Genomic DNA, 21,403 nt, shown 5'->3' with positions numbered 1-21,403 from the left:
CCTCACTCGTACCGAAGCGCTTCGACCGGATCGAGGCGCGCGGCGCGCCACGACGGATAGAGCGTCGCCAGGAAGGACAGCGTCAGCGCCATGATGACGACCGCGGTGGTCTCGCCAAAATCGACCTCGGCCGGCAGGCGCGACAGGAAGTAGAGTTCTGGCGAGAACAGCTCGGTGTTGGTGAGCCAGGACAGGAACTGCCGGATCGACTCGACATTCAGGCAGATGATCAGCCCGACGAAGAAGCCGGTCAGCGTGCCGACCACGCCGATCGCAGCACCCGTGATCAGGAAGATCCGCATGATCGAGCCCTGCGAGGCGCCCATCGTGCGCAGCACGGCGATGTCGCTGCCCTTGTCCTTCACCAGCATGATCAGGCCGGAGATGATGTTCAGCGCGGCGACCAGGACGATCATGGTCAGGATCAGGAACATCACGTTGCGCTCGACCTGGAGCGCGTTGAAGAAGGTCGAGTTGCGCTGCCTCCAGTCGACGAGAAAGACCGGCCGGCCGGCCACCTCGGTAATGGCTTTCTTGAAAGCGTCGATCCTGTCGGGGTTGTTGGTGAACACCTCGATCGCGGTGACGTCGTTGTTGCGGTTGAAATAGGCCTGCGCCTCCGGCAGCGGCATGAACACGAAGCCGGCGTCGTATTCGGACATGCCGATCTCGAACACAGCGACCACCTTGTAGGGCTTGATGCGCGGCGTGGTGCCCATCGGCGTCACCGCGCCGCGCGGGGCCACCAGCGTGACGCTGTCGCCGGCATGCAGCGAGAGCTGATCGGCGAGCCTGCGGCCGATCGCGACCCCCTGCCCCTCGTCGAAGTTCTCGATCGAGCCCTGCTTGATGTTCTTGGCAATGGAAGTGAGGTTGTTCAGGTCGTCGGCGCGAATGCCGCGCACGAACACGCCTGAGGCGTTGAACGGCGAGGACGCCAACGCCTGGCCGTCGACCACCGGTGCGGCGAGCCGCACGCCCTGCACCTGGCTGATCCGGTCTGCGACGTCCTTCCAGTCGGTCAGCGGTGACTCCAGCGGCTGCACCAGCACGTGCCCGTTGAGGCCGAGGATCTTGTCCAGGAGCTCCTTGCGGAAGCCGTTCATGACAGCCATCACGATGATCAGCGTGGCGACGCCGAGCATGATGCCGAGGAAGGAAAAGCCGGCGATGACCGAGATGAATCCCTCGCGCCGGCGCGCACGCAGATAGCGCGCCGAAAGCATCCATTCGAATGGCGCGAAGGGTGCGGGGCCGGCTTCCCGAAGGTCGTGCGTCATTGCGGCAACCTCTTTCACGAACGTCGGGAAGCAAAGGGCACTGGAAAATCCATGATTCTGGTGCCGCTTCCCGGTCTGAAGTTCCCGAGGCGAGCTTGCGGCACCCGGCGCAGGAACTTCAGATCGGCGACGCCAGTCTGAACCGGTACGTTCATGGTCTCATCCATGCCTCGATCATCCCATGATTCGGGGTCAATTGTGGCCGGGTTGGACCGCAACGGGGCCTGCGGTGGATAAACCTATCCGGCGATCCTGGCGACCACGTCGGCGTGAGTGAGGTTTTCGCGCGAGCCGTCGCTGCGCCGCTTGAGCTCGATCTTGCCTTCGGCAAGCCCCTTCGGGCCAACCATGATCTGCCAGGGAATGCCGATCAGGTCGGCGGTGGCGAATTTGCCGCCGGGACGCTGGTCGGTATCGTCGTAGAGGACATCGACGCCCTTTGCCGTGAGCTCGCGATAGAGCTTCTCGCATTCCGCGTCGGTATCGGAGGCGCCCTGCTTCAGGTTCAGGATGACAGCCTTGAATGGCGCGACCGCTTCCGGCCATTTGATGCCGGCATCGTCGTGGCACGCCTCGATGATCGCGCCGACCAGCCGCGAGACGCCGACGCCATAGGACCCGCCATGGATCGGCACCTCGACGCCGTCGGGGCCGGCGACCAGCGCCTTCATCGTGTCGGAATATTTGGTGCCGAAATAGAAGATCTGGCCGACCTCGATGCCGCGGGTATTCACCCTTTTGTCGGCCGGCACCTCGCGCTCGAAGCGCTCCGCGTCGTGCACGTCCTCGGTCGCCGCATAGAGCGAGGTCCACTGCTTGATGACAGGCGTGAGATCGCCGTCATAATCGGTGTCGTCGCCGGGAATCGGCAGATTGAGCACGTCACTGTTGCAGTAGACGCCGGACTCCCCGGTTTCCGCGAGCACGATGAATTCGTGGCTCAAATCGCCGCCGATCGGGCCGGTCTCGGCGCGCATCGGGATCGCCTTCAGGCCCATCCGCGCGAAGGTGCGCAAATAGGCGACGAACATCCTGTTGTAGGAGCGCCGCGCGGCTGCCTCGTCGAGGTCGAAGGAATAGGCGTCCTTCATCAGGAACTCGCGGCCGCGCATCACGCCGAAACGCGGACGCTGCTCGTCGCGGAACTTCCACTGGATGTGATAGAGATTCAGCGGCAGGCTGCGATACGACTTCACATAGGCGCGGAAGATCTCGGTGATCATCTCCTCGTTGGTCGGACCATAGAGCAGCTCGCGCTTGTGGCGGTCGAGGATGCGCAGCATTTCCGGGCCGTAGGCATCGTAGCGTCCGCTCTCACGCCAGAGATCGGCGAGCTGCAGCGTCGGCATCAACAGTTCCAGCGCGCCGGCGCGGTCCTGCTCCTCGCGCACGATCTGCTCGATCTTCTTCAGGACGCGGAAGCCGAGCGGCAGCCAGGCATAGATGCCGGCCGCCTCCTGCCGCATCATGCCCGCGCGCAGCATCAGCCGGTGCGACACGATCTCGGCCTCTTTCGGATTCTCTTTCAGGATGGGAAGCAAAAATCGCGACAGTCGCATGGGCCAACGCTCTGGGAATCGGCGGGAAGAACAAGAGTGAAAGCGGATTGGCCGGAAAAACACAAGCGGGGTATCAGAAAAAGCCGCTAAATCAGCGGATTTGCTGATCATTTTTCGGCGAAGCGACGCCAGCCTTTATTGTGTCGAAACGTCGAAATCGTCTTCCAGCGTGATCTTTTCGAAGTCCGTGACGAGCGCGTCGATCCGCATGTGCCAGCGGCCGGCGGTCGGCAGCGGCACATCCGGAACGTGCCAGAAGCGGTCGGGCCCCAGCACCGCCGGCCGCTCGACGCCTTCGATTCCGCGATCCGGCTGGCTCAGCGTCAGCGTTGCTTCCTTGGCCTTCAGCAGGCTGCCGTCGCCGTTCATCAATTGCAGCACGAAATCATTGCCGCCGACCCGGCCGGGCGTCACCAGCACCTGGAACATCGCCTTGTCGGTATGGATATGGACCGCGAGCGGCGCGTCCGGCACGAGCGTGCGCGGCGGCGGAGTGAAACGCCAGCCGGAGACGACGCCGAGGATAGCGGCCGCGAGCACGCATTCGATCAGGATCGAACGCGCCAGCGGCCGCGTCGCCTGTGGATCGCGCGCCAGCGCCGGCGTGAGGCTGAAGCGGTTGAGCGCGGCCAGACCAAGCAGGGTGAACACCAGCGCGAGCTTGATGGAGAGAAGAATGCCATACCTCGTCTCGACCAGCGCCTGCGGCCGCTCGAGCTGCACCACGGCAAGCGCGATGCCCGTCAGCGCCAGGATGACTACCGCCGGCACAGCCACTTTCGAGAACCGGTGAAGCACCGGAAGTGGCGCCGTCTTCCCCCGCCACAGGATTGCCAGCAGCGGCATCAAGGCACCGAGCCAGAACGCCACCGCCGTGCCGTGCAGGAACACCGCCGGCCGGGTCAGCGCCTGCGGCGGCGCGGTCGCGGCATGGCCGCTGGCGGCAAGCGCGAGACCTACGCCCGCGAGCGAAAGGGCCGAGACAATGCGGCCAATTCGCCGAGAGCTGCTCCGCAAGGCGACACTGCTCGCCAGCATCGCCGCGATGGCAATCGACAGCGACGGGCCGAGGCTGGTGCCGAGCGCGATCTTCCAGGGCGCCGTGCCGATGACGCCGGACAGCGGCAGGCCGAGCACATCCAACCCCTGCAATGGAATCGATGCGACGGCGCAGACGATGCCGATCGCAAGCGCAATGGCAATCGGCGTCGCGGCAGCGCGCGATCCGGCGATCCAGCGCAGAAAGAACACGCCGCCGATCCCTGCGAACAGCCCGAGATAGAGACCCACCCTGGTCAGCCAGATCAGGCCGTCGACGCCCGCTTCGAGATCGGGCGGCGGCCTGGTCGCGGTCGGCGCGCCCACCGAAAAGGTCACGGCGCCCGCCACCGGATGGCCGTCGGCCGATATCACGCGGTAGCTGACGATCTGCGTGCCGTTCGGCAGGTCGGCCGGCACGGTCACGACAACCGCTTCGTCCTTCGCCGCAACGCCGGCATCTTCGCGCAGGCGGCCGGTGGCGTCGATCAGGTTGATGGCGCCCGCCGTCACGCTTTCATTGAAACGCAGCTCGATCCGCTTCGGCGGCTCTCGCAGCACGCTGCCGTCGCGCGGCTCGACCGAGACCAGCGAGGCATGCGCCGACGCGGAGCCGGCCTGACAGACGGCCAGCAGCAGCAATGCAAGGCCAGCGAGCCAGCGCATCTATTGCAGCGGGGGCGCGAGCTTCACGCCGGGCGCCGGCCATTTGCCCTCGTGCGAATGCGCCGCGCCCTGAGCCGGAATCTCGATCCAGCGGCTCACCCCCTGCTCGCACTCCTGCACCACGGGGAAATAGAGCGTGGTGTTCGGCTTGAGGCTGTCGGCAAGGTAAGTCTCGACCGTGAACTCCTCGCGGGTCTTGTCCGGCAGTTTGCCGCCGCTCCAGGCGATTTCCCTGATGCCGTCGGACACCCTGCCGCCCTTGTAGTCATATTCGGCGGCGAATTTGCCCTTGACCGTCTCGACGGTCCAACCCGGCTTCGGCGCCGGCTCCTGTGCGATCACGCCTTCGGGGATTTGCACCCGGAGCTTGACGGTCGGCGAGCCGGCACAGCCATGCGGCACGACGAACACCGCCCTGTAGGGCGAGCCGATCGGGGCCTGGCCGCGCTCCAGTTCGACATGGGCGCTGGCCGGCGCTGCGACCAATACCGCGCAAAGGATCAGGTACGGATGCTTCGGCATTTCAAACCTCTACATTTCCGGCCACACTGCCAATTGACGAGCGACCTTGCCGGATATTCCCTCTGCGTCGCCACTGACGCATTTTTGACTGATGGTCAGGTCCGAAGGTTAAGGAACATTCCCCATGTTCCATCCGTAGGGGCGGATTGCGCCCGTCCTCAGTTTCAGGGCCGTCAGCTCTCGCGGAGACAACAGGCGTCTTGCGCGACGCAGGTCCGCGGGGGCAAGACCGGGATAGCGGAGCACGGCCTGCTCCGACTCCCGGGCATGTTCCAGGCCCACCGCGAAAAATGTCCGCTCGCCGGGCTCACCGAAATCGACCAGGACGACTTCGACAACCCAGCCGCAGCGCGCAAACTCGCCCGCGGCGCCGGCCGCGACCGCCCGCCGATCTTCAGCGACAATGTCCACCTTGAGCATGCTTGCCATCCCTCACGCGCTTTCGAACAGGCCCGTCTCTCATTTGATCAAGATCGGCGATTCCACGCTGACCTGATCGGTCTCGGAGATGGAAATGCCGAGCCCGAGCATCCAGCGTCCGGCCGACAGCGAAGCAATCTTCACGTGCCAGCTGTCTTCGCCGACGGGCGACGCCGCGATCGCCAGCAGCTTGCGCCCGGTCTGCGTATCCGAGAGCGAGACCAGGACGCCCTTCGCCGCAAGCGGCCTCTCGTCGCCGGTCTCGAGCTGAATGGTGATGTCGACCGGCCCTGACCGCCCCGGCGATACCGTGACGTTGGCCATCGCCTTCTCGGTATGCAGATGCGTGAAGAAGTCCTCGTCCGCCGGCGCGGCCGCGATCGGCGCCGTCACGAGCCAGGTCGCGGCGGCGAGGCAGATGACGGAGGACACGAGACGTTTGCGGCCCGACACAGCGAGCCTGTCAATCGAAAGGATTTTCATTGCATCACATCTTCATGCCGGAATGGTCCTGCATCTTCTTCATGCCCGTGCCGCCGCTGCCCGAACCCGCCGGGCCCTGCGCGCCGACGCCCTGCACGTCGAGGGTGACGGCGACCTTGCCGGCCTTCTCGAATTGCAGGGTGAGCGGCACCTTGTCGCCCTGCTTGAGCGGCGCCTTGAGGTCCATCATCATCAGATGGTAGCCGCCGGGCGCGAGCTTGACGGTCTTGCCCGGTTCGATCGCAAGGCCGTTGTCGAGCGGCCGCATGGTCATGACACCGTTGTTCGTGGCCATCTCGTGCACCTCGACCTTGCCGGCGGCGTCGGTGGAAACGCCGATCAGGCGATCCGGCGCCGACCCCTTGTTCTCGATCGTGAGGTAGCCGCCGCCGACCTTGGCGCCGCCGGGCGTGGCGCGGCTCCAGCCTTGCGTGATCACGAGGTCGCCGGCCTTGACGTCCTCGGCGCGCGCGGGAGCTGACAGCAGCGCCGCGCCAAGCGCCATGCAGGCCAGAAGGCGGGTTGTTTGTTTCATGGTTCTCTCCATCCTGTTGCGATCAGCCGCGCAGGAAAATCATCGTTTTCCGGCGAGCTGCTCATTGCTCCATTTTTCGATGTCGGACATGTCGGCCGAGCCCTCGATCGTCGTGACCGTTCCCTCGCGCGCCACCAGCAGCGTGCGCGGGATGTCGCCCTGCCAGAGCGGATCGATCTCGAAGCGCAGCCGCTCGACATAGCCGTCGTCGAAGATCCAGTTCTCGGCCGAGGCAAGGCCGGCCTTGTCAAGCATCGAGCGGGTGGCGTCGGTCATGCCGGGAACCAGATCCGCGCTGACCGTCACCACGTCGATCGCGGGATGCTCCTTCATGAACTGGCCGAGCAAGGGAAGCTCGACCTTGCAAGGTCCACAGGTCACGCCCCAGAAATGCACGATGGTCGGATGGCCGGCATGCGCCCGCAGCAGCGCCGGCCAGCTGCCGCGTTCGAACGGCTTGAGGGATGAGGACATCTCGGAGGCGGGCGCCGACAGCACCAGCGCGGCCAGAAATGCCCCCGTCAGCAACTCGCGCTTCATGGTGCCTCCTCGATCGACTCGATGCGATAGCCGTCGGCCTTGGTCATCCACGACAGGAAGATCCTCTTCCCGTCGCTGACCAGCAGCGGATGGTCGGAGGTGTCAGAGGTTGCCGCGACCGCTTTCGGCTGCGACCAGGTCTTCCCGTCATCCCGCGACAGCATCAGGTTGACGGTGGTCTTTTCGCCATCGAACTCTTTCCAGACAACAGCCGTTTGCGGACCCGCCGCCAACACATAAGGCCGTGACGGGCTGCGATCCGCGCGGCCGACCGGGACGGGCTCGGAGAACGTCGCCCCCTGGTCCTGCGAGCGGGCATAAAACAGACCCTTGCGCGCCTTGCCGTTGGTGAACCAAGTCACGTGATAGGTTCCCCCGTCCGAGATCGACAGGCTCGGCCCGTGATGCGGGCACGCGTTGATCTGCCAGTCGTCGGTGCTGACGCGATGGACCGGACCCGGCGTTGCCGGATCGGCAAATGTCACCACCGCGTGGTCGCGCACGCCGCCGTCAAAGATGTTCCTGAACACGATGACCGGCCGGCCGGGCCCGGCAAAGGCGAGCCCGAGGCGGCAGCATTCGCAGGTGTTGTCGGCGACGAGACGCGCCTCGGAATAGCTGGCGCCGCCGTCACTGGATGAGGCGAAGAACAGCCCCGCACCGTCATATTTCTCGCCGCGGGCAAGCGCCGGAGCGCGGTTGCGCTTGTCCAGCCACGCCGCGAACACCGTGCCGTCTGGATCGAGCCCCAGCGCCTCGAAGCGCTGGCTCTCGTCATTGGACGTGATCGGCCGCGGCTCGGCAAAGCTCTTGCCGCCGTCGACCGAGCGCGCATAGAGCACGCGGCCATTGAACGCCTTGTCCCTGAAGATCGCAAAGGCGACCGCGATCCGGCCCTGCCCGTCGACAACGATCTTCGGCCGCGCGTCGGGACCCCAGTCGAGGTTGAGCGCTTCGGGGGTGACCGCAACCGGCTCGGAGAAGCTGTGGCCGAGGTCCTTCGAGCCCGCGACCAGAACCTGCCCGCCCGCCATCCAGGCGAGCCACAGCGTTCCCTCCCTTGCGAAGGTCGGCGTGACCTTGCTCGCGCAGCGCAGCGCGATTTCCTCGCAGGCGGCCTCCGAGGCATGGTTGTGATGGCTCATCTGGGCGAGCGCCGCGAGTGGCCAGAGCGCAAGCGCTGCGGCGAGCAGTGATCGTCGTCCTGGCATAAGCAGGCCTCTTTTTCCTTGTTGCATCATCGGAACGCGATCCTCATGCCGGCGATGAAGGCCCGCGGCGACCCGGCATAGATCGAGCCGGTCTGCGTCGCCGCGAGGATGACGCCCGGATTCTGCACGCCCGCCGCCGTGACCGTATTCCCGACATTGTTGGCGGACGCCACATAGGTCCTGTCGAAGAGGTTGCGCACCTCGAAGTACATATTGAGCGACTTCAGATAATCGGACACGAGATCGGTCTTGTAGTGCAGGTTGAGATTGACGAGCTCATAGCCTGGCGCCTTCAAGAGGTTGCCATTGTCCATGAAGAAGGAATCCTTCCACTGCAGCTCGACGAACCCGCCAAGCCCGCGCAACGGTCCGGAGAATTCGTCATAGCCGACGCGCGTCGTCAGCTCATTCGGCGAGATGCCGGGGATCTTGTTGCCGGCGCGGTTGAAGCTGAAGACGGCTCCGTTGGTGAGGTTCTCGACATATTCGGTGTAGACCTCGTCGAGATAGGTGTAGGCGGCGGTAAACCGCCAGCCCGGCTGGAACCGCCAGTCGGCGGCAAGTTCGACGCCGCGATGCTCCGAGCGCGGCGCGTTGAAGGTGAAGCTTGAGTTCGGCGCGCCCACCGGCGTCGCCTGGGTCACCAGCTCATTGCGGAAGAACTCATAAAAGGCCGTCGCGCTCAGCTTGACCGCATTGTTCGGCGTCCAGTCCGCGCCGAGGTCGTAGCCGAGGTTGGTTTGCGTCTTGAGCTGCGTGTTGTTGCCGGATGTGCCGTCGGACAACACAAACAGATTGCTGACCTGCGGCGTGCCGTAGCCGGTCGCGGCGCGCGCGCGGAGCTGCCACTCGCTGTTCAATTTGTAGAGCAGCGCCAGCTCCGGCGCGGTGTTCTGGAATTGCCGGTCCGCGGTGGTGATGGCGGAAGTCGTCGTCCCCGCGGCGCCCGTATAGGTGAAGGCCGTGTTCGTGCCCTTCAGCAGCGTGGTCTCCCAGCCGATGCCGGCAATCGCGGTAAGCGAAGGCAGCAGCTTCAGCTCTTCCCGCGCCCGCACGCCATAATTGGTCGTATCGCTGAACAGGTTGCTGGACAGCCTGCCGAGCGCGGCGTAACCGCCGGGGATGACGTTGCGCGTGTCGCTGGACGCCGTGAGCGTGTTGTAGAAGCCGCCGAAATAGGTGGTCGAATCCATGCCGAGGATTTCGCCGCGGCGGATGACGTCGCTCATGTAGTTGAACGACGGAAAATCGCCGATCGCGCTGGTCGCGCCGGTCGGCTGGCTGATGTCGCGGTCGTCGAACACGAACTGGTTGCGCCAGGTGGTCTGGTTGTCGAAATCATGCTCCCAGCGCGCGCCGACGACCGAGCGCCGGTCGTTGCGGCCGAGCCCGGCTTGCAGGGCAGTTTCCAGATCGGTTCCAGCAACCTTGTTGAAGCCGTTGTTGGATAGCGGCACCGTCGCGCAGCCGGTCGCGGCGGTCGCCCCTGTGTTGCAGCCCTGCTGGAACGGGTTCTGGTAGTACTGGTTGAGCGACAGCCGGATCGGCAGCCGCGCGCTCAGATCGTTGTTGATCAGCTTGACCGTGAAGCGGTCGTCGGGCGTCACCTGCAGCGTGCCGAGGAAGTTGACGGTCTGGGTGTTGAACCAGCTGTTCTGGATGAAGCCGTCGCCGCGCACATCGCTCGCAAACAGCGAGCCCTCGAAGTTGCCGACCTTCTTGCCGAACGTCATGTAATTGTTGAGGTAGCCGAAGCTGCCGCCCTCGACGCCATATTCCGCGCCGTCGACGGTGCCGCCCGGCCGGCTGCGGAAGTTGAGCGCGCCACCGGTCGCGTAGTTGCCGTACAGCGCCGACGACGGTCCGCGGATCACGTCGATCGCTGCGTAAGCGTGCGGGTCGATCAGGTCGCTGCGCGACAGGCCGTCCGGCTGGGTGACCGGGAACCCATCTTCGAAGATCACGATGTTGCGGATGCCAAAGCCGTTGCGCGCGTTGGAGCCGCGGATCGAGATACCGACGTCGCGCGGCCCGTTGCCCTGCTTGATGGAGACGCCCGGGCTGTCGCGCAGCACGTCGGAGATCGAGAATGCTGGTTGCTCGTCGAACCGGCTGCGGTCGATCGTGGTCTCGGTCTGGCCTAATGGAGCCTGGTTCAGGCTGTCGCGTGCGGCGGCCGGTGTCAGCTTGCCACCATCAGCGACGGTGGCGGCGGAAGGACTGGCGGCGGGGGCAGCGGCAGGCCGCCGGTTCGGCCTGCTTGCTGCAGCCGCGCGGGTGCGCGGCCTTTGCGCCGCGGGCTTGGCGCGCGCTTCCTTCGGCGCCTCGATGGTGACCGGCGGCAGCACCTTGTCGCCGGTTTGGCTTTGCGCATAGGCCGCCGACAGGGGTGCGGCAAATACCGCCTGCACGGCAAGATAGCTCGCACCACGGAGGGCACGATAGCGACGCGACATTTCGAAAATTCCTGACGCCGGCTGTTCAGGCCGGTTCCCGATGACAGTTCACCGGCGCACAGCCCGAGGACTGGCAGCCGGCAGCGAGGTCGGTCAGGAAAGAGAGGGCGGCGCGCGCGCCCGGGTGTTGGAGCCGGCGCGTGCCGTCAGCAGGCTTGGCGCCTGGTCGTGCCATACGACACGCGCAACCTGCCGGTAGGGAGTCGGAAGCGCAACCGGCGTTGGGCTATCGAGCGAGGTGCCCGCATTGGCGATGCAACAGATCGCGCAGCTGCCGCCATGGGCGCGCGGATCGCCGGTCGGGACGCCCTGCTGACCATCCTGCGCTGCACCTGCGCTGTCGTGGCAGATGGCGCCGGCGACCTGCAGGGGGTCGGATGCTGCGATACTCGCCGCCCAGCATGCCGCAACCGGCGCCAGGATCTGCACCATCAGTGCGACCAGGACGACCGGAAGAAATTTGCTCAAGCGCCGACGCATCAGGAGAACCACCGCGTTGCGATACCTAACCACTGCGCATGCCGCGAGTCGAGATCAGGTTCCTCATCATCGCGCGCCTGTGGCCTTCGTGCAAAAATTTGTTTTTGATCGCGCCCCTGAATAAGCGGCCGATCAAGGGGTTGCACGGACCTGCACGAGGCAGGTCGCGCAGGATGCGACTACCATAATACCTCGACCAAGCGAGCCCCTTTTTCGAGTCAATCGCGATCATTTCGTGTTGCGCCGCAATTTTGAACAATCGTTGCTGAAATTGATGACAAGGCGAAAAAGATGGTCTACGACAGAAACGTCAGGCTGGCCGTTTGGTCGAAGTCTGGTGGTCCAAGTCTCGGGAGGAGCCCTGGCGCGCATAAGCAGCGCCGCCCCGCCAATCAAGACCAAATCCTGTTTTCGGGGTTAATACAGGGTCGACACAATTTTTGGAGCAGGGCTCGCAGCCCTGCTCCTTTTTATTTGCGCGGCTTTATTTTTGCGGCGAAGCAAGGCGCCGACGATGACCGACAATCCGATCGCAACGAGTTTCGCCATCGCCGCCGAACGCTGCGATGATCTTGCGCCCCTGGTCTACCGCCGCCTGTTTGCCTGTCATCCCGAAGCGCGGGCGATGTTCCGCAGCGAAGGCTGCGAGTCCGTCCAGGGCTCGATGCTCGCGCAGACCATTGATGCGATCCTGGATTTTGCGGGCGAGCGCACTGGCCATTTCCGCATGAATGCGAGGCAATATCGCATGACGCCTATGGCACGCCGCGCAGCCTGTTCGTCGCATTCTTCGGCGTGATCGCGCAGACGCTGCGTGAGTTGTTGGGCCATGACTGGTCGGCCGACATCGACCGCGCCTGGCGCGAACTGATCAAGCAGATCGACGAGCTGGTCGCGCGATTGGGCTAGTGCCCGCTTTCCGACCTGAAGTTCCTGAGGTGAATTTGCGGCACCCGGTGCAGGACTTCAGATCGGCGCGCCCTAGCTATTCCCGCTCGAGGAAGTTCGAGCCGATATCGGCCTTCTTCCAGACCGGATCGTAGTCGCAATAAACGCTGTCGGCGACGAGCGTATAGTTCGCAACCACCGTGTCCTTGTTGAGCTTGACGGAGTTCAGCCCGATCACCGCCGTCTGCTTGCCGCCGTTCCACTTGAACGGCGTCGAGCTTTGCACCCTCTCGCAGGCCGTGACCGCGTCGGCGAAGACGTAACCCTCGACGAACGCCTTCACGCCGCGCAGCTGAACGGCAAGCTTCCAGTCGATGTAGAGGGCGACGCCGAGCGCGGCGATCAGCAGGACGAACAGGATGGTTGCAATTCGTTGAAACGTCATCGGCTCCCCCTGCCCTTGCACCTGCACCTAGAACGGCATTCCCATCAGCCGCGACAGCCGCTCGATCGAAAGATAGCCCGCATGGTAGGCGGCCATGCCGAGCGAAAAAATCACCGCCGAGATCAGGGTGGTCCAGATCAGCTTGCGGCCCATCCGGGTCACGATCGGCGCGCCGGGATCGGTGCCGGGCGCGCCCTCGCCGGTTTCATGCTGGCTGCGCACGCCGAACGGCAGCGTAACGAACAGCGTGACCCACCACAGCACGAAGTAGATCGCAAACGCAGTGGAGATGGTGTAGACCACCGTCCGTCTCCCGGTTGTCAGGCCTGCTCGATCTCGACGAGCGCGCCGGAGAAATCCTTCGGATGCAGGAACAGCACCGGCTTGCCGTGCGCGCCGATCCTCGGCTCGCCATCGCCGAGCACGCGCGCGCCCTCCTTGATCAGCACATCGCGCGAGGCGATGATGTCGGCGACCTCGTAGCAGACATGATGGATGCCGCCATCGGCATTGCGCTCGAGGAATTTTGCGATCGGCGAGGTCTCGCCGAGCGGCTCGATGAACTCGATCTTGGTGTTCGGCAGGGTGACGAACACGGTGATGACGCCGTGCTCGGGCAGCGGAACGGCTTCCGAAATCTGCGCGCCGAACGCGGCGCCATAGATCTTGGCGGCCTTTTTGGCGTCCTTCACCGCGATCGCCACATGATTGAGCCGGCCGAGCATCGTAAATTCCTCCAGAGACTAGAGACGCCGCTTACCATTAATCCGGTCTGCTTCCTCGAACAACCTTTCGACTCTTCTCAGCTCGGATTCGTAAAATCCCTTCTGTAGCTCTCGATTTTCGTGTCGTTCAATCTGACGCACCTCACACCCAAGGTCCCCGGAAACGAACGTCAATATCTGCTCTTCCAAGTCATTCGAATGACTCGTTGGGGGAGAGGAGTACAAATAAAAGGAATAACGCCGGTGCGCCTGTGGAACTGACCTTATGTCGATAATTCTCCCGTCGCGGTCCAACGCAATGACGTTAGTGTCAAAGAGATTGACATCATGTCGGCGCTGAATCTCAGCCAGGTTTAGAACGCGGAAGCCACTCGCCCGAAGAAATGGCTCTATCGCCTTCTCCGGCTCGCCACGCGACTTCCCCTCGCACACGAAATGAAAGGCCAGATCGGCGGAAAGAAGATTTAACTGAGCAGCAACGATCTGCTGGCTGCTGCAAAACGACACCGCACCGAGCCAGCAGACAAGTGAGGAGCGTGCCGCTACCGCCAGCATTAGCAACTCTCCAAGCGATCACACTGTCAGCACATGCACGAGACAGGGCGGCTTCTTGCCCCAGTGCTCGTTGACGGCGGCGCGCACCGCGCGGCGCACCGATTCCGACACCGCGTCCGGATCGCGCCGCCGCGCCCGCGGCAGGCCCTGGACGGTGGATACAACCACATCGAACACGATGTCGTCGAGTTCCTCGCCGGCCGCATTCTTCTCGGGGATGCCGACGAGATCCACCTCCGGATCGTCGGCGAGCTCTCCGTTTTGCGTCATCGCAATCGCAACGAAAGCGCAGCCGGCAAAGCCCATCCGCCGCCGCTCGACGACGGCGCGCGATTTTGAATCCTCCAGTATGGAGCCGTCCTTGTAGAGGCGCCCCGAAGGCAGCTCGTCGATGATGCCGGGATCGCCGGGGCCGAGCTTGACGAGGTCACCATTGCGGCAGGTCAAGACCTTCGGCACGCCGGCCGCGCGCGCCAGCTTGGCATGCTCGGACAGATGCAGCGCCTCGCCATGGACGGGGATCAGCAGCTTCGGCCGCGTCCAGGCGATGATGTCGTTGAGCTCGTCGCGGCGCGGATGGCCGGAGACGTGAACCAGGTGGGTGCGGTCGCTGATGATCTCGACGCCCTGCGACACCAGCCCGTTGATGATGGCACCGACCGCCTTCTCGTTGCCCGGGATGGTGCGCGAGGAGAAGATCACGCAATCGCCCTTGTTCAGGGTGACCTCGGGGTGATCGTCGTTGGCGATCCGCGCCAGCGCGGCGCGTGGCTCGCCCTGGCTTCCCGTGCACAGCGCCAGCACCTTGTCGGGCGGGAGGTGGCCATAGACCTCGGGGCTGCGGAAATTCTGCACGCCCTGGAGATAGCCGGTTTCGCGCGCGACCTGCACTACGCGCTCCATGGCGCGGCCGATCACCACGACCTCGCGGTCGGCCGCCTTCGCCGCGTCCGCCACCGCCCTGATCCGCGCGACGTTGGAGGCAAAGGTGGTGACCGCGACGCGGCCCCTCGCGGCCTTCACGAGCCCGGTGATGGTCTTCGCGACCTCGGCCTCCGAGGGCGAGCGGCCATCGCGCACCGCGTTGGTGGAATCGCCGACCAGCGCCAAGAGGCCGGCGTCACCCAGCTCCCGCAGCCGTTTCTCGTCGGTGGGCGGGCCGATGATCGGGGTGGGATCGATCTTCCAGTCGCCGGTATGCAGCACCGTGCCGATTTCGGTGTGGATCGCCAGCGCATGCGATTCCGGAATCGAATGCGCGACCGGAATGAATTCGACATTGAACGGCCCGATGTCGACCCGGCCGCCCGAAGGCACCACGGTCACCGGAATCTTCGGCGGGTTGCGTTCGGCGGCGCATTTGGCCTCGAACAGCGCGGCGCTGAACTTGGTCGCATAGACAGGGCATCGCAACCGCGGCCAGAGGTCGATCAGGGCGCCGAAATGGTCCTCATGGGCGTGCGTCAGCACGAGCCCAACCAGGTTTTTCCGTTCCTTCTCGAGGAAAGCGATGTCGGGCATGATCAGGTCGATGCCGGGCAGATGCTCCTCGTCGCCGAAGGAGACGCCGAGGTCGACCGCAAGCCAGGAACCCTGGTGGCGATTGCCGAGCCCATAGACCGACAGGTTCATGCCGATCTCGCCGACGCCGCCCAGCGGCGCAAACACCAGTTCGTCCGGGCGCGCCATTAACTTGTCCCCGTCGAGGCTGCCGAGCCGAAATAGACGTCGCCGGCCGTGATCGGCACGCGCTGCCCGCCGGCCGTGCGCACGATCATGCAGCCCTGGTCATCGAGCGTATCGAAGGTGCCCTCGATCGTTGACGCACCCGACTTGATCGAGACGGCCTCGCCCAGGCCCGCGGCGCGGTCGAGCCACAACTTCCGGATCTCGGCAAAGCCGCGGCCAAGATCCCAGATGCCGCGAAACTCGGCCCAGCCGTCGGAAAGTGCAGCGAACAGTTCTTCGGCGCCGACCTGGACGCCGAGCGCCGCCAGCGAGGTCGCCGGCGTCGGCGTGCCCTCGGGCGCCGCAACGACGTTGGTGCCGATGCCGACGACGACCGCGAGCCCGCCGCCCGCAACGGCTTCGGCTTCCAGCAGGATGCCGGCGAGCTTGCGCCGCCCCGCCAGCACGTCGTTCGGCCATTTCAAGGAGAAATTCAGTTCATCGCCACCGGCCGAACGCATCGCCGCCTCGACGCTGAGCCTGCGCAGCGCCTGCTCAAGCGCGAGCCCCGCGGCGAACCCGAGCGTCGCCGCCACTGAGGGCGAGACGTCCATCACCTCGATGATGCTGCTGGCGAGATTGCCGCGCGGCGCGATCCAGGGGCGGTGCCGCCGCCCGCGGCCTGCGGTCTGCTCGGAGGTCGCGAACCAGGCGGGGCCACGCTCGCCGGCGCGGGCGCGCGCCATTGCTTCGGCATTGGTCGAGCCGATCCGGTCGAAGGCAAAGAGCCGGTAACCTGCGGAGGCTGCGCGCGGACCGAGCTTGAAGACCATCTCCTAGAACAACGACTTGGCCGCGGCCGTCGCGACGCTGACCAGCGGTCCGGGATAAACGAAATACAGGATATTGAAGAGGCCGGCGACCGCAAGCACCGTGCGCAGCTCCACGCGCACCGGATCGAGCTGGGTCAGCGGCTCGTCGAAATACATCGTCTTGACGATCATGAGATAGTAGTACGCACCCACGACGCTGGTGAGCACGCCGATCACGGCGAGCGTGAACAGGCCGGCCTTGATCGCGGCGACAAAGACATACCATTTGGCGAAGAAGCCGGCGAGCGGCGGGATGCCGGCGAGCGAGAACAGCAGCATCGCGAAGAAGAAGGCGAGCAGCGGATTGGTGCGCGACAGGCCCGCGAAATCGCTGATCTGCTCGAGCGCCACGCCGTCGCGCTTCATGGCGATGATGATGGCGAAGGAGCCGAGCGTCATCGCGACATAGATCGTGATATAGATCAGCACGCCCTGCGCGCCTTCGACCGTGCCGGCGGCAAGCCCGACCAGCGCGAAGCCCATGTGGCCGATCGAGGAATAGGCCATCAGGCGCTTGATGTTCTTCTGCCCGATCGCGGCAAACGAGCCCAGCGCCATCGAGGCGATCGCCACGAACACGACGATCTGCTGCCACTGCGTGACGATGCCGGGGAACGCGGTCAGGGTCGCGCGGGTGAAGGCCGCCATCGCCGCGACTTTTGGCGCGGAGGCGAAGAAAGCGGTAATGGGCGTCGGCGCCCCCTCATAGACGTCAGGCGTCCACATGTGGAAGGGCACCGCCGAGACCTTGAAGCAGAGGCCGGCGAGCAGGAACACGAGGCCGAACACCAGCCCCAGGCTGCCGACCTTGGCCGCCGCCGCAATGCCGGCAAAGCTCACCGTGCCGGTGAAGCCGTAGATCAGCGAGGCGCCGTAGAGCAGCATGCCGGACGAGAGCGCGCCCAGCACGAAATATTTCAGGCCCGCTTCGGTCGACTTGAGGTTGTCGCGATTGCTTGCGGCGACGACGTAGAGCGCAAGCGACATCAGCTCCAGCCCGAGATAGAGCGAGATCAGGTCGCCGGCCGAGATCAGGATCATCATGCCGAGCGTCGAGAGCAGCACCAGGATCGAATATTCGAACAGCCGCCGCGACGGATCGGACAAGAATTCCGTCGACAGGATCAACGTTGCGGCCGAGCCGATCAGCGCCAGAACCTTGAGGAAGCGCGCGAAGTCGTCGACGATGAAGCTGCCGCCGAAGGTCGTCAGCTTGCCTGCCGGCAGCATCAGTTCAAGTATGCCGGTCAGGACCAGGAGGCAGATCGAAAGCACGGTGACGAGCCGGGTCGTGCCCTGCCCGCGATAGGCACCGAGCATCAGCAGCGCCATCGCGCCGACGGCAAGCACCATCTCCGGCAGGACAGGCTGCAATTGATAACCTGCGGTCGCAAAGTTCATGGCTGATATCCCAGACCCACTTCCGTCATTGCAGCAAGGCGGCCGCTTTCACGGCTGACACGGCGGTGTTGTAGTTGGAGACGAGTTGCTGGACCGAGGCCGCCGACATGTCCAGCACCGGCTTCGGATAGACGCCGAACAGGATGGTCAGCGCCACCAGCGGGAACAGCGTGAGGCATTCGCGGAAGGTCAGGTCCTTGATGCTCATCAGCGATGGCTTGACCAGCGTGCCGAAGATCACCTTGCGGTAGAGCCACAGCGCATAACACGCGGACAGGATCACGCCCGTGGTCGCGAAGAACGCGGTCGGGATCGAGATCTTGAAGGTGCCGATCAGCGTCATGAACTCGCCGATGAAGCCGCTCGTCCCGGGCAGGCCGACATTGGCCATGGTGAAGACCATGAACACCAGCGCATAGAGCGGCATGCGGTTGACGAGGCCGCCATAGGCCGCGATCTCGCGGGTATGCATGCGGTCGTAGACGATGCCGACGCAGAGGAACAGCGCGCCGGAGACGATGCCGTGCGAGATCATCTGGAACACGCCGCCGGCGACGCCCTGGATGGTGCCGGCGAAGATGCCCATGGTGACGAAGCCCATATGGGCCACCGACGAATAGGCGATCAGCTTCTTCATGTCCTCCTGCATCAGCGCCACCAGCGAGGTGTAGATGATCGCGATCACCGAGAGCGTGAAGATCAGCGGCGCGAAGTCGTGCGAGGCCAGCGGGAACATCGGCAGCGAGAAGCGCAGGAAGCCGTAGCCGCCCATCTTCAGCAGGATCGCCGCCAGGATCACCGAGCCTGCGGTCGGCGCCTCGACATGCGCGTCCGGCAGCCAGGTGTGCACCGGCCACATCGGCATCTTCACCGCGAACGAAGCGAAGAAGGCAAGCCAGGCCCAGGTCTGCAGGGAGCGCGGCACCGCCGTATGCATCAGCGTCGGAATGTCGGTCGTGCCGGCGTTCCAGTACAGCGCCATGATGGCGAGCAGCATCAGGACCGAGCCGAGCAGCGTGTAGAGGAAGAACTTGAAGGAGGCGTAGACCCGGCGCGGGCCGCCCCAGACGCCGATGATCAGGAACATCGGGATCAGGCCGCCCTCGAAGAACAGGTAGAACAGCACGAGGTCGAGCGCGCAGAAGGTGCCGACCATCAGCGTTTCCAGGATCAGGAACGCCATCATGTATTCGCGCACGCGGTCGGTGACCGATTTCCAGCTCGCGATGATGCAGAACGGCATCAGGGCGGTGGTCAGGATCACGAAGGGCAGCGAAATGCCGTCGACTCCCATGTGGTAGGTGATCCCGGTGGCAAGCCAGGAGGCCTTTTCGACGAACTGGAAGTCGGTCTGGGCCGGGTCGAAGCGCGCCACCAGGATCAGCGATATCGCAAAGGTGATCAGCGTGGTCCACAGCGCAATCCAGCGCGCGTTGCGGCGAGCGGCTTCATCGTCGCCGCGGCTGCCATAGACGATCAGCGCGCCGACCAGCGGCAGGAAGGTAACGACGGAAAGGATGGGCCAGGTCGTCATCACTGGCCTCCCAGGCCGAACATGAACCAGGTGATCAGGCCAGCAACCCCGATCAGCATCGCGAAGGCGTAGTGATAGAGATAGCCGGTCTGGATCTTCACCACGTTGCGGGTGACGTCGAGCACGCCCGCCGATACGCCGTCGGGACCGAAGCCGTCGATGATGTAGCCGTCGCCCTTCTTCCAGAGCTGGTAGCCGATCCACTTGATCGGACGCACGAAGATCAGGTCATAGAGCTCGTCGAAATACCATTTGTTGAGCAGGAACTGGTAGAGCATCTGGTGGTCGTTGGCGAGCTCGACCGGGATGTACGGCCGGCGGATGTAGAACAGCCACGAGATCACGAAGCCGATCACCATCATCGCCGTCGGCAGAAGAGCGACGGCCTGCGGGATGTGGTGCATCTCCTCGATGATGTGCGGATTCATCTTCACGGAGTCGCGGAAGAACTCCTCCACGCCATGGCCCGCGAACAGCTCCTTGAACGGGAAGCCCGCGAAGATCGATCCTGCAGCGAGGATGCCGATCGGGATCAGCATCCAGAGCGGGCTCTCATGCGCCGCTTCATAGTGCTCCTGGTCGTGCGGCTCGCCGTGGAAAGTCTTGAAGATGAGCCGCCAGGAATAGAAGGAGGTCAGGCCAGCCGCGACCACCGTCATCAGGAAGCCGTAGAAGGCGAGCGGATTGCCCGAGGCGTAAGCGGACTCGATGATCGCATCCTTGGAGAAATAGCCGGCGGTCAGCGGGAAGCCGGTCAGCGCCAGCGTGCCGATCACCATCACGAAATAGGTGTAGGGGATGCGATCCTTCAGGCCGCCCATCATGCGGATGTCCTGCTCGTGGTGCATCGCATAGATCACCGAGCCGGAACCCAGGAACAAGAGCGCCTTGAAGAAGGCGTGCGTGAACAGGTGGAACATGCCGACCGAATACGCCCCCGCCCCCATCGCCACGAACATGTAGCCGAGCTGCGAGCAGGTCGAGTACGCCACGATGCGCTTGATGTCGTTCTGGACGAGGCCGACGGTTGCGGCAAAGAACGCCGTGGTCGCGCCGAAAAACATGACGACGGCCTGCGCGTTCGGCGCGAGCTCGAACAGCGGCGACAGCCGCGCCACCATGAACACGCCCGCCGTCACCATGGTCGCGGCGTGGATCAGCGCCGACACCGGGGTCGGGCCTTCCATGGCGTCAGGCAACCAGGTGTGCAGCAGGAACTGCGCCGACTTGCCCATCGCGCCCATGAACAGGAGCAGGCAGGTCAGCGTCAGCGCGTCGGCATGCCAGCCGAGGAAATCGACGGTCTTGCCGGTGAGCCCCGGCGCGGCGTGGAAAATGGTCTCGAAATCGATCGAGCCGACCAGCGCGAAGATCGCGAAAATGCCGAGCAGGAAGCCGAAATCGCCGACACGGTTGACGACGAAGGCCTTGATCGCCGCGGCGTTGGCCGACGGCTTCTGGTACCAGAATCCGATCAGCAGGTAGCTCATGAGGCCGACGCCTTCCCAGCCGAAGAAAAGCTGAACCAGGTTGTCGGCAGTCACCAGCATCAGCATCGCGAAGGTGAACAGCGAGAGATAGCCGAAGAAGCGCGGCCGGTACGGGTCCTCGTCCATGTAGCCGATCGAATAGAGGTGGACGAGCGAGGACACGGTCGTCACCACCACCAGCATGACGGCGGTCAGCGTGTCGACCCGCAGCGACCAGGCGACCTGCAGGTCGCCCGAATTGATCCACGGGAACAGCGCGATCCGCGCGTCGTGATGCATGAAGCCGACATCGACCAGCACCACCCAGGACAGCGCGGCCGACAAGAACAACAGGCCGGTCGTGATCAGCTCGGCCGCCCGCGAGCCTGCCGCCGGCGGCTCGGCGGCGTGATGGTCGTCGTGGCCGTGATCGTCGGCGTGCGCGTCATGCGCATCGGAAGCATGAGCATCGGCGCCATGCGCGTCGTCATGATGCTCGACGGTGTCGCCGCTCGGGCAGCGGCCATGCGCGCCAAATACGGCGATGATGCCGGCGAGGATCGCGCCCAGGAGCGGCAGGAATACGATTGCCTGAACCATCAGTGGAATCCCTTGCGCATGATCTGACCGGAAAACCGGCACCCACTTTTCCGGAT

At 64.5% G+C, this 21,403-nt stretch carries 22 protein-coding genes; 1 reads left to right on the top strand and 21 read right to left on the bottom strand.

Annotation, left to right across the window (positions count from 1 at the left end; translation table 11 throughout):
• Window positions 1–2: 2 nt before the first annotated feature.
• The 12 genes from QOU61_RS17735 to QOU61_RS17680 form a co-directional block, all read right to left on the bottom strand.
• Window positions 3–1,280: a lipoprotein-releasing ABC transporter permease subunit gene (locus QOU61_RS17735; protein ID WP_289661037.1), complete on the bottom strand. Its 1,278-nt coding sequence runs from the start codon at window positions 1,278–1,280 to the stop codon at window positions 3–5.
• Between the two features lie 14 nt (window positions 1,281–1,294).
• Complete coding sequence (locus QOU61_RS17730) at window positions 1,295–1,447, bottom strand: hypothetical protein (protein ID WP_289661034.1); 153 nt, start codon at window positions 1,445–1,447, stop codon at window positions 1,295–1,297.
• Between the two features lie 72 nt (window positions 1,448–1,519).
• Window positions 1,520–2,839, bottom strand: a complete 1,320-nt coding sequence (proS, locus tag QOU61_RS17725) for a proline--tRNA ligase (RefSeq protein ID WP_289661032.1) — start codon at window positions 2,837–2,839, stop codon at window positions 1,520–1,522.
• A gap of 135 nt (window positions 2,840–2,974) precedes the next feature.
• Window positions 2,975–4,543: a copper resistance CopC/CopD family protein gene (locus tag QOU61_RS17720; RefSeq protein ID WP_289661029.1), complete on the bottom strand. Its 1,569-nt coding sequence runs from the start codon at window positions 4,541–4,543 to the stop codon at window positions 2,975–2,977.
• Window positions 4,544–5,065 (bottom strand): YcnI family copper-binding membrane protein, encoded by a 522-nt coding sequence (locus QOU61_RS17715; RefSeq protein ID WP_289661026.1) that lies wholly within the window; start codon window positions 5,063–5,065, stop codon window positions 4,544–4,546. It abuts the gene before it with no gap.
• A gap of 108 nt (window positions 5,066–5,173) precedes the next feature.
• On the bottom strand, window positions 5,174–5,485 hold the full coding sequence (locus QOU61_RS17710; RefSeq protein WP_289661024.1) for a hypothetical protein: 312 nt from the start codon (window positions 5,483–5,485) through the stop codon (window positions 5,174–5,176).
• A gap of 39 nt (window positions 5,486–5,524) precedes the next feature.
• Window positions 5,525–5,968, bottom strand: coding sequence for a hypothetical protein (locus tag QOU61_RS17705; protein ID WP_289661021.1), 444 nt, complete (start codon window positions 5,966–5,968; stop codon window positions 5,525–5,527).
• 4 nt (window positions 5,969–5,972) lie between these two features.
• Window positions 5,973–6,503 (bottom strand): copper chaperone PCu(A)C, encoded by a 531-nt coding sequence (locus tag QOU61_RS17700; protein WP_289661019.1) that lies wholly within the window; start codon window positions 6,501–6,503, stop codon window positions 5,973–5,975.
• A gap of 39 nt (window positions 6,504–6,542) precedes the next feature.
• A complete protein-coding gene (locus QOU61_RS17695; protein ID WP_289661017.1) occupies window positions 6,543–7,043 on the bottom strand; it encodes a TlpA family protein disulfide reductase in 501 nt (166 codons plus the stop codon).
• Complete coding sequence (locus QOU61_RS17690; protein ID WP_289661015.1) at window positions 7,040–8,254, bottom strand: sialidase family protein; 1,215 nt, start codon at window positions 8,252–8,254, stop codon at window positions 7,040–7,042. Before QOU61_RS17690 ends, QOU61_RS17695 begins: the two co-directional genes overlap by 4 nt.
• Window positions 8,255–8,280: 26 nt before the next feature.
• Window positions 8,281–10,710: a TonB-dependent receptor family protein gene (locus tag QOU61_RS17685; protein ID WP_289661012.1), complete on the bottom strand. Its 2,430-nt coding sequence runs from the start codon at window positions 10,708–10,710 to the stop codon at window positions 8,281–8,283.
• A gap of 93 nt (window positions 10,711–10,803) precedes the next feature.
• The gene (locus QOU61_RS17680; RefSeq protein WP_354142535.1) at window positions 10,804–11,178 is read right to left on the bottom strand and encodes a DUF2946 family protein; all 375 of its coding nucleotides are present in this window, start codon (window positions 11,176–11,178) and stop codon (window positions 10,804–10,806) included.
• 526 nt (window positions 11,179–11,704) lie between these two features.
• On the opposite strand from QOU61_RS17680, the gene QOU61_RS17675 reads away from it, so the two are divergent.
• Window positions 11,705–11,989: a globin family protein gene (locus tag QOU61_RS17675; protein WP_354142534.1), complete on the top strand. Its 285-nt coding sequence runs from the start codon at window positions 11,705–11,707 to the stop codon at window positions 11,987–11,989.
• A gap of 186 nt (window positions 11,990–12,175) precedes the next feature.
• Here the strand turns inward: QOU61_RS17675 and QOU61_RS17670 are convergent, their stop codons facing one another.
• From QOU61_RS17670 to nuoL, 9 genes are read right to left on the bottom strand one after another with little or no spacing between them, the layout of a single operon-like run.
• Window positions 12,176–12,523: a hypothetical protein gene (locus QOU61_RS17670; RefSeq protein WP_289661007.1), complete on the bottom strand. Its 348-nt coding sequence runs from the start codon at window positions 12,521–12,523 to the stop codon at window positions 12,176–12,178.
• Window positions 12,524–12,550: 27 nt separating this feature from the next.
• Window positions 12,551–12,826, bottom strand: coding sequence for a DUF1467 family protein (locus QOU61_RS17665; protein WP_289661005.1), 276 nt, complete (start codon window positions 12,824–12,826; stop codon window positions 12,551–12,553).
• A 17-nt stretch (window positions 12,827–12,843) separates the two neighbouring features.
• Window positions 12,844–13,248 carry a methylmalonyl-CoA epimerase gene (gene mce / locus QOU61_RS17660; protein WP_289661003.1) on the bottom strand — a complete coding sequence of 135 codons (405 nt, stop codon included), beginning with the start codon at window positions 13,246–13,248 and terminating at the stop codon, window positions 12,844–12,846.
• Window positions 13,249–13,266: 18 nt separating this feature from the next.
• Window positions 13,267–13,803, bottom strand: a complete 537-nt coding sequence (locus QOU61_RS17655; protein WP_289661000.1) for a hypothetical protein — start codon at window positions 13,801–13,803, stop codon at window positions 13,267–13,269.
• An 18-nt stretch (window positions 13,804–13,821) separates the two neighbouring features.
• Entirely contained in the window at window positions 13,822–15,492 is a 1,671-nt protein-coding gene (locus QOU61_RS17650) for a ribonuclease J (RefSeq protein ID WP_289660999.1), read from the bottom strand.
• Window positions 15,492–16,304, bottom strand: coding sequence for a biotin--[acetyl-CoA-carboxylase] ligase (locus tag QOU61_RS17645; RefSeq protein ID WP_289660998.1), 813 nt, complete (start codon window positions 16,302–16,304; stop codon window positions 15,492–15,494). The genes QOU61_RS17650 and QOU61_RS17645 overlap by 1 nt, the downstream gene beginning before the upstream one ends.
• Window positions 16,305–16,307: 3 nt before the next feature.
• On the bottom strand, window positions 16,308–17,744 hold the full coding sequence (gene nuoN / locus QOU61_RS17640; RefSeq protein WP_289660995.1) for an NADH-quinone oxidoreductase subunit NuoN: 1,437 nt from the start codon (window positions 17,742–17,744) through the stop codon (window positions 16,308–16,310).
• Between the two features lie 25 nt (window positions 17,745–17,769).
• Window positions 17,770–19,278: an NADH-quinone oxidoreductase subunit M gene (locus QOU61_RS17635; protein ID WP_289660993.1), complete on the bottom strand. Its 1,509-nt coding sequence runs from the start codon at window positions 19,276–19,278 to the stop codon at window positions 17,770–17,772.
• Window positions 19,278–21,347 (bottom strand): NADH-quinone oxidoreductase subunit L, encoded by a 2,070-nt coding sequence (gene nuoL / locus QOU61_RS17630; RefSeq protein ID WP_289660991.1) that lies wholly within the window; start codon window positions 21,345–21,347, stop codon window positions 19,278–19,280. Before nuoL ends, QOU61_RS17635 begins: the two co-directional genes overlap by 1 nt.
• Window positions 21,348–21,403: the final 56 nt, after the last annotated feature.

Origin of the sequence: Bradyrhizobium sp. NP1 (assembly GCF_030378205.1) — a bacterium.
Taxonomy (GTDB): domain Bacteria; phylum Pseudomonadota; class Alphaproteobacteria; order Rhizobiales; family Xanthobacteraceae; genus Bradyrhizobium.
Note: the sequence above shows the minus strand (reverse complement) of the source record. Positions and strands in the feature narration are given on the sequence as shown.

Coding starts and splice junctions, on each gene's coding strand:
- QOU61_RS17670 (WP_289661007.1), bottom strand. CDS start 12,523: ATGACGTTTCAACGAATTGCAACCATCCTGTTCGTCCTGCTGATCGCC.
- QOU61_RS17735 (WP_289661037.1), bottom strand. CDS start 1,280: ATGACGCACGACCTTCGGGAAGCCGGCCCCGCACCCTTCGCGCCATTC.
- QOU61_RS17700 (WP_289661019.1), bottom strand. CDS start 6,503: ATGAAACAAACAACCCGCCTTCTGGCCTGCATGGCGCTTGGCGCGGCG.
- mce (WP_289661003.1), bottom strand. CDS start 13,248: ATGCTCGGCCGGCTCAATCATGTGGCGATCGCGGTGAAGGACGCCAAA.
- QOU61_RS17720 (WP_289661029.1), bottom strand. CDS start 4,543: ATGCGCTGGCTCGCTGGCCTTGCATTGCTGCTGCTGGCCGTCTGTCAG.
- QOU61_RS17685 (WP_289661012.1), bottom strand. CDS start 10,710: ATGTCGCGTCGCTATCGTGCCCTCCGTGGTGCGAGCTATCTTGCCGTG.
- nuoN (WP_289660995.1), bottom strand. CDS start 17,744: ATGAACTTTGCGACCGCAGGTTATCAATTGCAGCCTGTCCTGCCGGAG.
- QOU61_RS17710 (WP_289661024.1), bottom strand. CDS start 5,485: ATGCTCAAGGTGGACATTGTCGCTGAAGATCGGCGGGCGGTCGCGGCC.
- QOU61_RS17645 (WP_289660998.1), bottom strand. CDS start 16,304: ATGGTCTTCAAGCTCGGTCCGCGCGCAGCCTCCGCAGGTTACCGGCTC.
- QOU61_RS17695 (WP_289661017.1), bottom strand. CDS start 7,043: ATGAAGCGCGAGTTGCTGACGGGGGCATTTCTGGCCGCGCTGGTGCTG.
- QOU61_RS17650 (WP_289660999.1), bottom strand. CDS start 15,492: ATGGCGCGCCCGGACGAACTGGTGTTTGCGCCGCTGGGCGGCGTCGGC.
- QOU61_RS17655 (WP_289661000.1), bottom strand. CDS start 13,803: ATGCTGGCGGTAGCGGCACGCTCCTCACTTGTCTGCTGGCTCGGTGCG.
- QOU61_RS17675 (WP_354142534.1), top strand. CDS start 11,705: ATGACCGACAATCCGATCGCAACGAGTTTCGCCATCGCCGCCGAACGC.
- QOU61_RS17715 (WP_289661026.1), bottom strand. CDS start 5,065: ATGCCGAAGCATCCGTACCTGATCCTTTGCGCGGTATTGGTCGCAGCG.
- QOU61_RS17635 (WP_289660993.1), bottom strand. CDS start 19,278: ATGACGACCTGGCCCATCCTTTCCGTCGTTACCTTCCTGCCGCTGGTC.
- proS (WP_289661032.1), bottom strand. CDS start 2,839: ATGCGACTGTCGCGATTTTTGCTTCCCATCCTGAAAGAGAATCCGAAA.
- QOU61_RS17690 (WP_289661015.1), bottom strand. CDS start 8,254: ATGCCAGGACGACGATCACTGCTCGCCGCAGCGCTTGCGCTCTGGCCA.
- QOU61_RS17705 (WP_289661021.1), bottom strand. CDS start 5,968: ATGAAAATCCTTTCGATTGACAGGCTCGCTGTGTCGGGCCGCAAACGT.
- QOU61_RS17730 (WP_289661034.1), bottom strand. CDS start 1,447: ATGGATGAGACCATGAACGTACCGGTTCAGACTGGCGTCGCCGATCTG.
- nuoL (WP_289660991.1), bottom strand. CDS start 21,347: ATGGTTCAGGCAATCGTATTCCTGCCGCTCCTGGGCGCGATCCTCGCC.